This window comes from Streptomyces sp. NPDC006283, from assembly GCF_040613325.1.
Lineage (GTDB): Bacteria > Actinomycetota > Actinomycetes > Streptomycetales > Streptomycetaceae > Streptomyces.
On the sequence record NZ_JBEXRZ010000211.1, the window covers coordinates 1 to 12,646 of the forward strand.

10 protein-coding genes and 1 pseudogene are annotated in these 12,646 nt (G+C 72.4%); 8 read left to right on the forward strand and 3 right to left on the reverse strand.

Going from position 1 to position 12,646, the window contains the following annotated elements; genetic code table 11:
- The first annotated feature begins 103 nt into the window (after nucleotides 1-103).
- On the forward strand, nucleotides 104-406 hold the full coding sequence (gene cutA / locus ABZ070_RS29880) for a divalent-cation tolerance protein CutA (RefSeq protein WP_356638476.1): 303 nt from the start codon (nucleotides 104-106) through the stop codon (nucleotides 404-406).
- Nucleotides 403-855, forward strand: coding sequence for a gamma-glutamylcyclotransferase family protein (locus ABZ070_RS29885; RefSeq protein WP_356638469.1), 453 nt, complete (start codon nucleotides 403-405; stop codon nucleotides 853-855). The genes cutA and ABZ070_RS29885 overlap by 4 nt, the downstream gene beginning before the upstream one ends.
- Here the strand turns inward: ABZ070_RS29885 and ABZ070_RS29890 are convergent.
- From ABZ070_RS29890 to ABZ070_RS29900, 3 genes are all read right to left on the reverse strand, one after another.
- A complete protein-coding gene (locus tag ABZ070_RS29890; RefSeq protein WP_356638470.1) occupies nucleotides 833-2,962 on the reverse strand; it encodes a molybdopterin oxidoreductase family protein in 2,130 nt (709 codons plus the stop codon). The two genes, ABZ070_RS29885 and ABZ070_RS29890, sit on opposite strands and share 23 nt — an antisense overlap.
- 187 nt (nucleotides 2,963-3,149) lie before the next feature.
- Nucleotides 3,150-3,731 carry a TIGR03086 family metal-binding protein gene (locus ABZ070_RS29895; protein WP_356638471.1) on the reverse strand — a complete coding sequence of 194 codons (582 nt, stop codon included), beginning with the start codon at nucleotides 3,729-3,731 and terminating at the stop codon, nucleotides 3,150-3,152.
- Between the two features lie 77 nt (nucleotides 3,732-3,808).
- The gene (locus tag ABZ070_RS29900) at nucleotides 3,809-4,423 is read right to left on the reverse strand and encodes an ElyC/SanA/YdcF family protein (protein WP_356638477.1); all 615 of its coding nucleotides are present in this window, start codon (nucleotides 4,421-4,423) and stop codon (nucleotides 3,809-3,811) included.
- 110 nt (nucleotides 4,424-4,533) lie between these two features.
- Here ABZ070_RS29900 and ABZ070_RS29905 point away from each other — a divergent pair, with 110 nt between their 5' ends.
- The 6 genes and pseudogenes from ABZ070_RS29905 to ABZ070_RS29930 all read left to right on the forward strand — a co-directional run.
- Entirely contained in the window at nucleotides 4,534-5,244 is a 711-nt protein-coding gene (locus ABZ070_RS29905; RefSeq protein ID WP_356638472.1) for a hypothetical protein, read from the forward strand.
- Nucleotides 5,245-5,712: 468 nt separating this feature from the next.
- Nucleotides 5,713-6,587 (forward strand): annotated as a pseudogene (locus ABZ070_RS29910) (sirohydrochlorin chelatase).
- Between the two features lie 36 nt (nucleotides 6,588-6,623).
- Complete coding sequence (locus tag ABZ070_RS29915) at nucleotides 6,624-7,961, forward strand: deoxyguanosinetriphosphate triphosphohydrolase (RefSeq protein ID WP_356638473.1); 1,338 nt, start codon at nucleotides 6,624-6,626, stop codon at nucleotides 7,959-7,961.
- Nucleotides 7,962-8,137: 176 nt separating this feature from the next.
- Nucleotides 8,138-9,400, forward strand: coding sequence for an FAD-dependent oxidoreductase (locus tag ABZ070_RS29920; RefSeq protein ID WP_356638474.1), 1,263 nt, complete (start codon nucleotides 8,138-8,140; stop codon nucleotides 9,398-9,400).
- A 34-nt stretch (nucleotides 9,401-9,434) separates the two neighbouring features.
- Nucleotides 9,435-11,357, forward strand: a complete 1,923-nt coding sequence (dnaG, locus tag ABZ070_RS29925; RefSeq protein ID WP_356638475.1) for a DNA primase — start codon at nucleotides 9,435-9,437, stop codon at nucleotides 11,355-11,357.
- Nucleotides 11,358-11,766: 409 nt separating this feature from the next.
- The coding region (locus ABZ070_RS29930) for a sigma-70 family RNA polymerase sigma factor (protein ID WP_356638478.1) at nucleotides 11,767-12,646 on the forward strand (880 nt) is incomplete at its 3' end.

The following is a 12,646-nucleotide window of genomic DNA, read 5'->3' on the forward strand; positions in this document are numbered from 1 at the left end:
GTGGGGCCGGGCCGGCCCCACCCCGCCACCGCGTACCAGCCCGCACCGAGAAGGAGCCCGTGCCGTGGAACAGACCCCCGCCGTGCCGCCGCTGCTCACCGTGATGACCACGACCGACAGTGCGGACAAGGCACAGAAGCTCGCGCGGGACGCGGTCGAGGCCCGGCTGGCCGCGTGCGCGCAGATCTCCGCACCGGTGACCTCGGTCTACCACTGGCGGCAGGCGATCGAGACCGCGGAGGAGTGGCAGGTCCTCTTCAAGACGACACCGGCCTGCTACGACGCCCTCGAAGCACACCTGACCGCCGCCCACGACTACGAGACCCCGGAGATCATCGCCACCCCGGCGGTGCGTGTGAACGCGGCGTACGCGGCCTGGGTACGAGCGGAGACCGTGGCCCGATGAACGCGCGGGACCGGCTTCCGTTCTTCGTCTACGGCACTCTGCGGCCGGGCGAACGCAACCACGACCTGTTCCTGCGGGGCCGTACGACAGCGGAGCGGCCGGCCGTGCTGCCGGGCGCGCGCCTCTACGAGGGCCCCGGCTATCCGTACGCCGTCGACGACCCGGGCGGCCCGGTCGCCGTCACCGGCGAGGCGGTGACGGCGACACCCGAGGAGTACCGGCGACTGCTGTCGGCCCTCGACCAACTCGAGGAGTACACCGGCCGGCCCGGCCACCCGGACAACCTGTACGAGCGCGTGGTCCGCGACATCGTCCTCGAGGACGGCACGTCGGTCCGGGCCTGGGTCTACGTCGCCGCCGAACACATGGCCCGCGAGCTGCGCGCCCGCGGCACCCCCGTCGACGGCGGGGACTGGCGCGCAGGGGTCACCGGACGGCTGCCCGGTTGACCGACTCCACCCGCACCGCGCACACCTTGAACTCCGGCATGCGCGAGGTCGGGTCGAGCGCCGGGTTCGTCACCGTGTTGACCCGGCCCTCGCCCGGCCAGTGGAACGGCATGAACACCGTGTCCGGCCGGATCCCGGTGGTGATCCTCGCCGGCCCGCTCGCCCGGCCGCGCCGGGACACCACGGCGACCGGCTCGCCCTCTTGGACACCGAGGCGCTCCGCCAGCTGCGGATGCAGCTCGACGAACGCCCCGGGCGCGGCGGTGTTCAGCTCGTCCACCCGCCTGGTCTGCGCCCCCGACTGGTACTGGGCGACCACCCGCCCGGTCGTCAGCAGCACCGGATACTCGGCGTCGGGTTCCTCGGCGGCCGGCCGGTGCCCCACGGAAACGAACCTCGCCCGCCCGTCAGGGGTGGCGAACCGGTCGAGGAACAGACGCGGCGTCCCGGGATGCACGCCGGCCTCCTGCGGGTCCTCCCCTTCCGGGCAGGGCCAGAACACGCCGTTCTCCTCGGCGATCCTGCGGTAGGTGATGCCCGAGTAGTCGGCCGGACCGCCCGCGGACGCCCGCCGCAACTCCTCGAAGACCTCCTCCGGGTCGGCCGGGAAGCCCTTCTCGTGCCCGAGCAGCGCGGCGAGCGCGCTGAGCACCTCGAGATCGCTGCGCACCCCCTCCGGCGCGTCGAGCGCCTTGCGGCGCAGCAGCACCCGGCCCTCCAGGTTGGTCGTCGTGCCGGTCTCCTCCGCCCATTGGGTCACCGGCAGCACCACGTCCGCGAGCGCCGCCGTCTCCGACAGCACCACGTCCGCGACGGCCAGGAAGTCCAGCGACGTGAGCCGCCCCTCGACGTGCGCGGCGCGCGGCGCGGAGACGACCGGGTTCGACCCCATCAGCAGCAGCGACTTCACCTCCCCGCCCAGTGCGTCCAGCAGCTCGTACGCACTGCGTCCCGGACCGGGCAGCGACTGTGGATCGACGCCCCACACACCCGCCACGTGGGCCCGCGCCGCCGGGTCGTCCAGCTTGCGGTAACCCGGCAGCTGGTCGGCCTTCTGGCCGTGCTCGCGGCCGCCCTGGCCGTTGCCCTGCCCGGTCAGACAGCCGTAGCCGGACAGCGGACGGCCCGCCCGGCCGGTCGCCAGGCACAGGTTGATCCACGCGCTCACGGTGTCCGTGCCCTTGGAGTGCTGCTCGGGGCCGCGGGCCGTCAGCACCATCGCGGACGGCGCGTCGCAGAACAGTTGCACCGCTTCGCGCAGCTGGGGCACGCCCACGCCGGTGATCCGCTCGACCAGCTCCGGCCAGTGCGCCATCGCGGCGGCCCTGGCGTCCGCCCAGCCGCTCGTACGCTCCGCGATGAACTCCTCGTCGGTGCGCCCCTGGGCCACCACTTCGTGCAGCAGGCCCAGCGCGAGCGCCAGATCGGTGCCGGGGCGCGGCGCCAGATGGAGATCGGCCTGCTCCGCCGTCTTCGTACGCCGGGGGTCGACGACGATCAGCGTGCCGCCGTTCTCCTTCAGTTCGGTGAGATAGCGCAGCGCGGGCGGCATCGTCTCGGCGAGGTTGGAGCCGACGAGGACGACACAGCCGGTCTTGGGGATGTCCTCGAGCGGGAACGGCAGCCCGCGGTCGAGGCCGAACGCCTTGTTGTGCGCGGCCGCCGCCGACGACATGCAGAAACGGCCGTTGTAGTCGATCTGCGAGGTGCCGAGCACGACCCGGGCGAACTTCCCGAGCGTGTACGCCTTCTCGTTGGTCAGCCCGCCGCCGCCGAAGACGCCCACCGCGTCGGCGCCGTACTGCTCGGTCGTACGTCGCAGCCCGTCGGCGATCGTACGCAGTGCCTCCTCCCAGGTGGCCGGCTCGAGCCGGCCTGTGGCGTGGCTTCTGACGAGCGGCCCGGTCAGGCGCACCCGGGAGGAGAGAAGGGCGGGCGACGTACGGCCCTTGCCGCACAGGGCACCCCGGTTGATGGGGAAGTCGGGGCGTTCCGCCACCTCGACGACCGGCTCGGCGGCGGAACCGGAAGCGGCTCCGCGGCGCAGATTCATGCCGCACTGCAGGGCGCAGTAGGGGCAGTGGGTCGGGGTGGTCTCGTCGCGCATGACGCCAGCGTGGAACATCCGTGTTACGCGAGCGGACGCGGCACATTACGGAAGAGGTACACCTGGCTCCGCGACCGGCCCGCGACGGCGTGAGGAGCCGCGGCGGGCGGTCGGGCGCGGGATGCCGGTCAGGTACGCCGGCCGTCGTCGGTCGCCGCCCACGGGTGCAGCGGCTGCCGGCCCCGCGTCAGGCGCGGCGGCCGAGCATCGCCAGCAGCCTGGACTGCGGGTCGTCCCCCGGCGGCGGCTCGATCGGCGGGGCGAAGAGCCCGGACTTCGAGAGCTCCGCCGCGTAAGGGGCGACCTCCTCCAGGGCGAAGGCCACCAGCGCGTCCGGAAGCCGCTCCTCCGCGCCGATCCCGCGGGACAGGTCCCAGGCGTGCACCACCGCGTCGCTGATCATCTGGGCGCAGTACGCCGTGGCAGGCGTCTCCCCGTACGACAGCTGCACGGGCCCCTCCAGCGCCCCCTCTGCCGAGAACGCCTTGTGGGCGGCGCGGGCGGCCGCGTCCCAGGTACGGCGGGGATGCTCGCCGAGGACGTCGCCGTCGTACGCGTCCCCGATGTCCTCGATGGTGGCCTGCTCCGTCACCAGATCGGGCACCCACAGCTGCTCGGCGGTGAGGTGATTGACGAGATCGCGCACCGACCACTCGGTGCACGGGGTCGGTTCGTCCCACTGGTCGTCCCGCACGGCGTGCACCCGGTCGGTGAAGAGGGCGAGCGCCTCGGTGTGCCGCGTCAGCAGCGTTGCCGCGTCTTTTCTCATACCGCTCACTTTTGCGCGCCGGGGATGCGGATGCGAGCGGGCGCGTCCGCGCGCCTTGGGTGTTTCAGAGCGGCCTGTCAGCGCCGCGCGTCCGCGAGAGCGTTCCGGACACCCGGTTCCTGCGCGCCCAGGAACCGCGGATCCGGCCGGAACACGGCGTCCAGCGACGCTTTTCCCGCCGCGAACATCTCGCGCGCACTGCCGTAGTACCAGGTCGCGTCATGCGGTTCCGCGACCCCGACGCCGTACGAGTCGACACCGGCCGACCGGCACAGCGCGACGGCCCGCCGCACGTGGAAGCCCTGCGTGACGAGCAGGGCCCGCTCCACCCCGAAGATCTTCTTCGCCCGTACGCACGAGTCCCAGGTGTCGAAACCGGCGTAGTCGCTGACGATCCGGTCGTCCGGCACACCGCGCTCGGTCAGGTACGTCCGCATGGCGTCCGGCTCGTCGTACTCCACCCGGCTGTTGTCACCGGTGACCAGCACCACCTCGGCCTTGCCGGTCCGGTACAGCTCGGCGGCGGCGTCCAGCCGGTGGGCGAGGTAGGGGGAGGGCCGGCCCTGCCACAGCCCGGCGCCGAAGACGAGGGCGACGTCCTGGGCCGGCGCGTCGGCCACCGTACGGATCCGGCCGTCGGCGACGGCGTGCATCCACGTCATGGGCACGAGCCCGAGCACGCAGCCGAGCATCACCGCCTGCACGACGAGTCGCCGCTTCTTCGTTGCTCTCACGCCGAGTCAGACGACGGACGAGGTAAAACGGTTCGTCTCCTCGCCTCCCGGGTTGGGAGGATCGGCACATGATCGACGAGAGAGCGAAGACCGCCGCCCGCAACAACGCCGAATGGTGCGAGGCCATGTGCCGGGCACACGGGCTCCCCGGCACGTACGGCGCCCGCGCCTGGACCAACGCGCGCCGCACGCCGATGCTCTACCCCGACGCGGTGACGCTGACGGCGGAAGCCACGGCGGACGACATCCTGGACGCGGTCGATCTGACCACCCCCGGCTGCTCGGTCAAGGACAGTTTCGCGTCGCTGGACCTGTCCGCTGCGGGCTTCGACGTCCTCTTCGAGGCGCAGTGGCTGCACCGTCCCGCGGATCTGCCGGCGCCTGCGGCACCCGAGGGCGTCGAATGGGCTCGCGTCGCCACCCCCGCCGAACTGGCCGAATGGGCGACGGCCTGGGACGCCGACGAGGGCCTCGCGGACCTGTTCCGCACGGAACTGCTCGCCGCCCCCGAAGCCGCCTTCCTCACGGGCCGAGCCGCCGGCCGCGTGGTGGCGGGCGCGGTGGTGAGCGTCACCGGGGGAGGGGCAACGGCAGGCGTGTCCAACCTCTTCACGACGGACGACGACCTCGGCGCGGCGTGGGCGGGCTGCTTGTCGACGGTGGCGAAGGAGTGGCCGGGAAGTCCGGTGGTGGGCTACGAGAGCGGCGACGCGCTGGCTGCGGCGCGGGCGGCGGGGTGCGTACCGACGGGACCGCTGCGGGTCTGGCTGGCGCGGTAGCCCCTCGGAGGCGTCTTACCCACACCGCTCCTTCCCGCTGTACCGATGTGCGGCTCCGCCGCGCCGGCGGGCTTCGACCCGGACCCGTACCGCGCTCGGCGCGGGTCCGGAAGTTGCCGGTCCTGGCGGGACTCGGCCCCCGAGCCCCGCGCCTCGAAGGGCCGGTGAGGCCGGTTTCGAGCCAGTCCGGGCCCGGGACTCGGCCCCCGAGCCCCGCGCCTCGAAGGGCCGGTGAGGCCGGTTTCCAGCCAGTCCGGGCGCGGGAGACGCCCCCGTGGCCCGGCCCGCCCGTGAGGCGCACGCAAAGACCCGTCACCCTCACGCAACAACCCCGCAACCTACGCCCGGCACCATCGGTGCATGACGGAGCCGGAACACCTTCGTGAGTCCCCGCCCCTCCCCAGCGCCGCCTCCGGCGCAGTCGTCGACGCCGCCGACACCGCCCCGCACTTCGACACCGCCGTCGAAATGCTCACGCGTATCACCGCTCAGCTCGGCACCCAGCTGAGTCACGTCCGACTGAACGGAACCCGCCACGCATGCCCCGCAGCCGCCCCGCCCACGCCCCCCGCGCCACCCACACCACCCACGAGAACGCGCCCGCGCTCGTCGCCGTCGCCCACGGCAGCCGTGACCCGCGTGCCCTGGCCACCGTCACCGCGCTCCTCGACCGTGTCCGCGAGCTCCGGCCCGGGCTCGATGTCCGTCTCGGCCACATCGAGCTGAACGAGCCGCTGCTGCCCGACACCCTCGCCGGGCTGGCGCACCGCCCCGCCGTGCTCGTGCCGCTCCTGCTGAGCCGCGGCCACCACGTCAAGCACGACATCCCGCAGGCCGCCGCGCGGACGGCGGGCGCCGACATCCGCATCGCCCGCCCGCTGGGCCCGCATCCGTTCCTCGTGGAGGCGCTCGGCTCCCGCCTGACCGAGGCGGGCTGGAGTGCCGAGGACGGCACGAGTCGCAGCGCGGGTGTTGTTCTCGCGTCGGCCGGCTCGCGCGACCCGGAGTCCGCGCAGGACACCCGGCGCATGGCGGAGCTGCTCGGCGAGCGGCTCGGCGGCGTACCGGTCGTCGCCGCCTACGCCTCCGCCCTCGCGCCCACCGTTCCCGCCGCGATCCGCGCGCTGACGGCCCGCGGCCGTCACCGGATCGCGGTCGCCTCGTACTTCACCGCGCCCGGCCTCTTCTCCACCCGCAGCGCCGCCGCCGCGCCGTGGATCGCCTCGGAGCCGCTGGGCACGCACCCCGCCGTCGCCAGGCTGCTGCTGCACCGCTACGACGAGGCGCGCGTCCTGCCCGGCACGGCAGGCGCCGTCCGGCGGCTGGAACTGTCCGCCGCGTAGACCCCGACTGTCGGCCGCTCCGGTTACCTTCGGTGCATGGACGGCACCACCAGCACCGCAGACACCGGCCGGGACACCGGCACCGGCCCGGCCACCGGCTCCGCCACCGGCTACGACGAAGCGGCCGCAGAGCGCTGGGCGGCCGAGCCGGACAAGCGCCCGGGCCGCACGGCCTTCCAGCGCGACCGGGCTCGCGTACTGCACTCCTCCGCGCTGCGTCGCCTCGCGGGCAAGACCCAGGTGGTGACACCCGGCACCCGCAGCCACGCCTGGGACGCCAGCCCCCGCACCCGGCTGACGCACTCCCTGGAGTGCGCCCAGGTCGGGCGCGAGCTGGGCGCGGCCCTCGGCTGCGACCCGGATCTCGTCGAGGCGGCGTGTCTCGCGCACGACATGGGCCACCCGCCGTTCGGCCACAACGGCGAACAGGCGCTGAACGAGTTCGCGCGGGACTGCGGCGGCTTCGAGGGCAACGCCCAGTCCCTCCGCCTGCTCACCCGGATCGAGCCGAAGCGCTTCGTGCACACGGAGTCGGGAGAGCCCGTCAGCGTCGGACTGAACCTCACCCGGGCCACGCTCGACGCCGCCACCAAGTACCCCTGGCCGCGCGGCGGTCACCCCACCGATCCCGGTTCGGCGAAGTTCGGCGTCTACGAGGACGATCTGCCGGTCTTCGAGTGGGCGCGTGCCGGTGCCCCCGCGTATCGCAAGTGCCTCGAGGCCCAGGTGATGGACTGGTCCGACGACGTCGCCTATTCGGTGCACGACTTCGAGGACGGCCTGCACGCCGGCCACATCGACCCCAACTGCCTCGACTCGGAGACGGAGCGCGCCGGCATCTGGTCGGTGGCCATCGGCAGGTACGTACCCGAGGACACCGACCCGCAGGAGTTGTCCGACGCGCTCGACCGGCTCGTCGACCAGGTGTGGTGGCCGCATCATTACGACGGCTCCGCGGTCGCCCAGGCGCGGCTGAAGGACGCCACCAGCCAGCTCATCGGCCGGTTCGCGCTCGCCGCGGAGGGCGCGACCCGCCAGGCGTACGGCGGCGGCAGCCTGACCCGGTACGCGGCGGAGCTGGTCGTCCCGCGCTCCACGCGCAACGAGTGCGCCGTGCTGAAGGCCGTCGCCGACCGCTATGTGATGCAGCGCGCCGAGCAGGAGGCGCTCCGCGCCGACCAGCGCATCGTGCTCGCCGAGTTGGCGCAGGCGCTCACGGCGCGTGCGCCGGAGGGGCTGGAGCCGCAGTTCCGGGCGATGTTCGAGACGGCGGCGGACGATCGGGCGCGCAAGCGGGTGATCGTCGACCAGATCGCGAATCTCACCGACGCCTCCGCCCGCACGCTGCACGCCCGTCTCACGGCGCGACGCTGAGCGCGGCGCTGGGAAACGGCGCCGAGGAACGGCGCCGAGCGCGGCGCTGCGAACAAGGAGCCAAGCGATTCGTCCGGTTTTGATATGTCCGAGGGGTACTCCCTCTTCCGCCGTATCGCTCCGTGCGGGAGGCTCGCTGAAGGCTGCGCTACGGAGAAGCAACGAGGAGGCATCACGTGGTCGACGCACATCGGACATTCGTCATCGTCGGCGGTGGACTGGCGGGAGCCAAAGCCGCCGAGACCCTCCGTGCCGAGGGGTTCACCGGACGAGTGATCCTCATCGGCGACGAGCGCGACCACCCGTACGAACGTCCACCCCTGTCCAAGGGTTACCTTCTCGGCAAGGACGAGCGCGACAGCGTCTTCGTCCACGAGCCCGGCTGGTACGCCCAGGCCGACATCGAGCTGCACCTCGGGCAGATGGTCGTCTCCATCGATCGCGAGGCACACTCGGTGCGCCTCGGCGACGGGACCGTCCTCCAGTACGACAAGCTGCTGCTTGCCACGGGAGCCGAGCCCCGTCGCCTGGACATTCCGGGCACCGACCTGGCCGGCGTCCACCACCTGCGCCGCCTCGCCCACGGCGACCGGCTGCGGCACGTGCTCGGCGCGCTCGGACGCGACAACGGCCACCTGCTCATCGCGGGCGCCGGCTGGATCGGCCTGGAGGTCGCGGCGGCGGCCCGCGGATACGGTGCGGAGGTCACGATCGTCGAACCGGAGGCGACCCCCCTCCACCAGGTCATCGGCCCCGAGCTCGGCCAGTTCTTCACCGAACTGCACCGCGAGCACGGCGTCCGCTTCCACTTCGGCGTCCGCCTCACCGAGATCACCGGGCAGGACGGCATGGTCCTCGCCGCCCGCACCGACGACGGCGAGGAGCACCCGGCCCACGAAATCCTGGCCGCGATCGGCGCCGCTCCGCGCACCGCGCTCGCCGAGGCCGCGGGCCTGGCACTCGCCGACCGGGCACACGGCGGCGGCATCGCCGTCGACGAGAGCCTGCGCACCTCCGACCCCGACATCTACGCCGCGGGCGATGTCGCCGCCGCCCGGCATCCGCTGATCGGGGCCCGGCTGCGCGTCGAGCACTGGGCGAACGCGCTGAACGGCGGCCCGGCCGCCGCCCGCGCCATGCTCGGCCAGGACATCTCCTACGACCGTGTCCCCTACTTCTTCTCCGACCAGTACGACCTGGGGATGGAGTACTCGGGCTGGGCCCCGCCCGGCTCCTACGACCAGGTGGTGCTCCGCGGCGACGTGGGCAAGCGGGAGTTCATCGCGTTCTGGCTGCGGGACCGGCGGGTGCTGGCCGGGATGAACGTCAACGTGTGGGACGTCACCGCGCCGATCCAGCAGCTGATCCGCTCCGGGGCGCCCGTGGACCCCCAGACCCTGGGCAATCCGAGCGTGCCGCTCACCGATCTTGTCGGCTGACCGGAGTGTCGCCGCACCACCGTAGAATTCACGCGTGGCAGGCAGGATCAACGATGACGACGTGAAGGCGGTCCGGGACGCGGTCCCGATCGACGCCGTCGTTTCCGAGTACCTCCAGCTGCGCAGCGCCGGCGGTGGGAACCTGAAGGGTCTGTGCCCCTTCCACGACGAGAAGTCCCCCTCCTTCCAGGTCAGCCCGAGCAAGGGTCTCTTCCACTGCTTCGGCTGCCAGGAGGGCGGCGACACCATCGCCTTCGTGATGAAGATCGATCATCTCTCGTTCTCCGAGACGGTCGAGCGCCTCGCCGCCCAGGCAGGCATCACCCTGCGCTACGAGGAGGGCGGTTACAACCCGACCCACCAGCGCGGCGAGCGGATCAGACTGGTCGAGGCCCACAAGATCGCCGCCCAGTTCTATGTGGAGCAGCTGGACAGCCCGGAGGCCGAGATCGGCCGGAAGTTCCTCGCCGAGCGCGGCTTCGACCAGGCCGCCGCCCATCACTTCGGTGTGGGCTACAGCCCGGCAGGCTGGGACCACCTCACGCGGTATCTGCGCGGCAAGGGGTTCAGCGACAAGGAGCTGCTGCTCTCCGGCATCTCGCAGGAGGGCCGCCGCGGCCCGATCGACCGCTTCCGCGGCCGGCTCATGTGGCCCATCCGGGACATCACCGGCGAGGTCGTCGGCTTCGGCGCCCGCAAACTGCGCGACGACGACAACGGCCCGAAATACCTGAACACCCCAGAGACCGCGATCTACAAGAAGTCGCAGGTGCTCTACGGCATCGACCTCGCCAAGAAGGAGATCGCCCGCACCACCAAGGCCGTCGTCGTCGAGGGCTACACCGACGTCATGGCCTGCCACCTCGCGGGCGTCACCACCGCCATCGCCACGTGTGGCACGGCGTTCGGCGGCGACCACATCAAGATTCTGCGCCGGCTGCTGATGGACAACGCGACCGCCGAGGTCATCTTCACCTTCGACGGCGACGCGGCCGGGCAGAAGGCGGCCCTGCGGGCCTTCGAGGACGACCAGAAGTTCGCCGCAGAGACCTCCATCGCGATCACCCCCGGCGGCATGGACCCCTGCGAGCTGCGCCTCGCGGAGGGCGACGACTCGGTCAAGAAGCTCGTCGAATCGCGCACCCCGCTCTTCGAGTTCGCCATCCGGCACATGGTCGCCCGGCACAACCTGGAGACTCCCGCGGGCCGCGCGGCAGCTCTCGACGAGGCCGCCCCGATCGTCGCCGGCATCAAGAACGTCGCCATCCAGCACGAGTCGGCGGTCCAGCTCGCCGGCATCCTCGGGATCATGGACACCCAGTTCGTGGTCAAGCGGGTCGCCCAGCTGGCCCGTTGGGCCCGCGAGCGCGGCGCCGGCGGTGGTGCCGGTGGCGGCCGCGGCCAGGACCGGCCGGGCCGGCCGCGTGCGTACGAGGCACCGGCGCAGCCAGCGGCGGCGGTGTCCGGCCCGGCGATCAACCTGCGCAGCCCCGCCCACCGCACCGAGCGTGAGCTGCTCAAACTCGCGCTCCAGCACCCCGATTTGGTCTCGCCGGCGTTCGACGCCTACGGCATCGACGAGTTCACGGCCCCGCCGTACGCGGCGGTGCGCCAGACCATCGAGGAGGCGGGCGGTGCCGAGCAGGGCACGCACGACACCTCCGGCTACCTCGCCCGTGTCCGCGACGCCGCGCCCAACGACACGGTCCGCGCGCTGGTCACCGAGCTCGCCGTGGAAGCGGTGCACGCGCGCACGGTCGACGAGATGTACGCGGGCGTCCAGCTCGTCCAGGTCCGCCTGCGCGCGGTCGACCGCCGCATCCGCGACGTCCAGGGCACGATGGCCCGCCTGGCCACCAACACGGACCCGGAGCGTTACGCCGCGGTGGCGAACGAACTGTGGGTGCTCCAGCAGTACGCCCAGTCCCTGCGCAACCAGGGCGCGGCGGCGCTGTAGTCCACCGGACGCCGGTGATGTGAGGAACTGCTGCCCGAGGTGGTGGTCGGCATGCTCGGCCTCGGCTTCCAGGGACCGCGCGGGGACCGACTCCTGGCGACCGGCTTCCGCATGCGTCGAAGGGCGATGTCACCCGACCGGCTTCACCCCCTCCGACACGTCCGCTAACACACGTCAGCCAACCGCAGCGACTCCCGGAGCGGAGCATCCGGGTAACCGGCCGGTCACGCACGGGTCTCAAAAAGTCACCGCACGCCCCTCGTGGCGGAGATGTGTCGTACCCCACACTGGTTGGCGGTGCCTGAGCCCTCGGAGTAGCCCCCGCCCCCCGACCGGCAGCGATCACCCTGGAGGTCGCCCCGTGCAGACCCAGACCCTCACCGACGAGGCCGTTGCCGTTGCCGGGCAGGTGCCCGCGCAGGGCCTGCCTGCCGGGCACCCCGACGCCGTGCCGGGGAGCGTGAACGAAGAGTTGACAGAGCTACCGGAGCCGCCTCGGCCCGCACGGAGGAGCACCACCGACTCCGGCGGCCCGTCCTCCGACCTGTTCCGCCAGTACCTGCGGGAGATCGGACGCATCCCGCTGCTCACGGCGGCCGAGGAGGTCGAGCTCGCCCGCCGGGTGGAGGCCGGCCTCTTCGCGGAGGAGCGCCTCGCGACCACGCCCGACCCGGACTCCCAACTGGCCGTCGACCTCGACCGGCTCGTCGTCATGGGCCGGATGGCCAAGCGCCGTCTCATCGAGGCCAACCTCCGTCTCGTCGTCTCCGTCGCCAAGCGGTACGTGGGCCGCGGCCTGACGATGCTCGACCTGGTCCAGGAGGGAAATTTGGGCCTGATCAGGGCGGTGGAGAAGTTCGACTACGCCCGCGGCTACAAGTTCTCCACGTACGCGACGTGGTGGATCCGCCAGGCCATGTCACGCGCGCTCGCGGACCAGGCCCGCACGATCCGGGTGCCCGTCCACGTCGTCGAACTGATCAACCGCGTGGTGCGGGTCCAGCGCCGCATGCTCCAGGAGCGGGGCTACGAACCGACCCCCGAAGAGGTGGCCGTACACCTGGAACTGACCTCGGAGCGGGTCAGCGAGGTCCTGCGGCTCGCCCAGGAACCGGTGTCCCTGCACGCCCCGGTGGGCGAGGAGGACGACGTGGCGCTCGGCGACCTCATCGAGGACGGCGACGCGACCTCCCCCGTCGAGATAGACGGCACCGGTCAGGTACTCGCTGTAGACCATGTCCGGGAGCTCGGGCACGGCGAACCGGAAGAGCACGAACGGCCCGTAGGTG

What these genes read in the sequence shown, in the direction of transcription:
- cutA (WP_356638476.1), top strand. Translation starts at nt 104, where the DNA reads ATGACCACGACCGACAGTGCGGACAAGGCACAGAAGCTCGCGCGGGAC.
- ABZ070_RS29885 (WP_356638469.1), top strand. Translation starts at nt 403, where the DNA reads ATGAACGCGCGGGACCGGCTTCCGTTCTTCGTCTACGGCACTCTGCGG.
- ABZ070_RS29890 (WP_356638470.1), bottom strand. Translation starts at nt 2,962, where the DNA reads ATGCGCGACGAGACCACCCCGACCCACTGCCCCTACTGCGCCCTGCAG.
- ABZ070_RS29895 (WP_356638471.1), bottom strand. Translation starts at nt 3,731, where the DNA reads ATGAGAAAAGACGCGGCAACGCTGCTGACGCGGCACACCGAGGCGCTC.
- ABZ070_RS29900 (WP_356638477.1), bottom strand. Translation starts at nt 4,423, where the DNA reads ATGCTCGGCTGCGTGCTCGGGCTCGTGCCCATGACGTGGATGCACGCC.
- ABZ070_RS29905 (WP_356638472.1), top strand. Translation starts at nt 4,534, where the DNA reads ATGATCGACGAGAGAGCGAAGACCGCCGCCCGCAACAACGCCGAATGG.
- ABZ070_RS29915 (WP_356638473.1), top strand. Translation starts at nt 6,624, where the DNA reads ATGGACGGCACCACCAGCACCGCAGACACCGGCCGGGACACCGGCACC.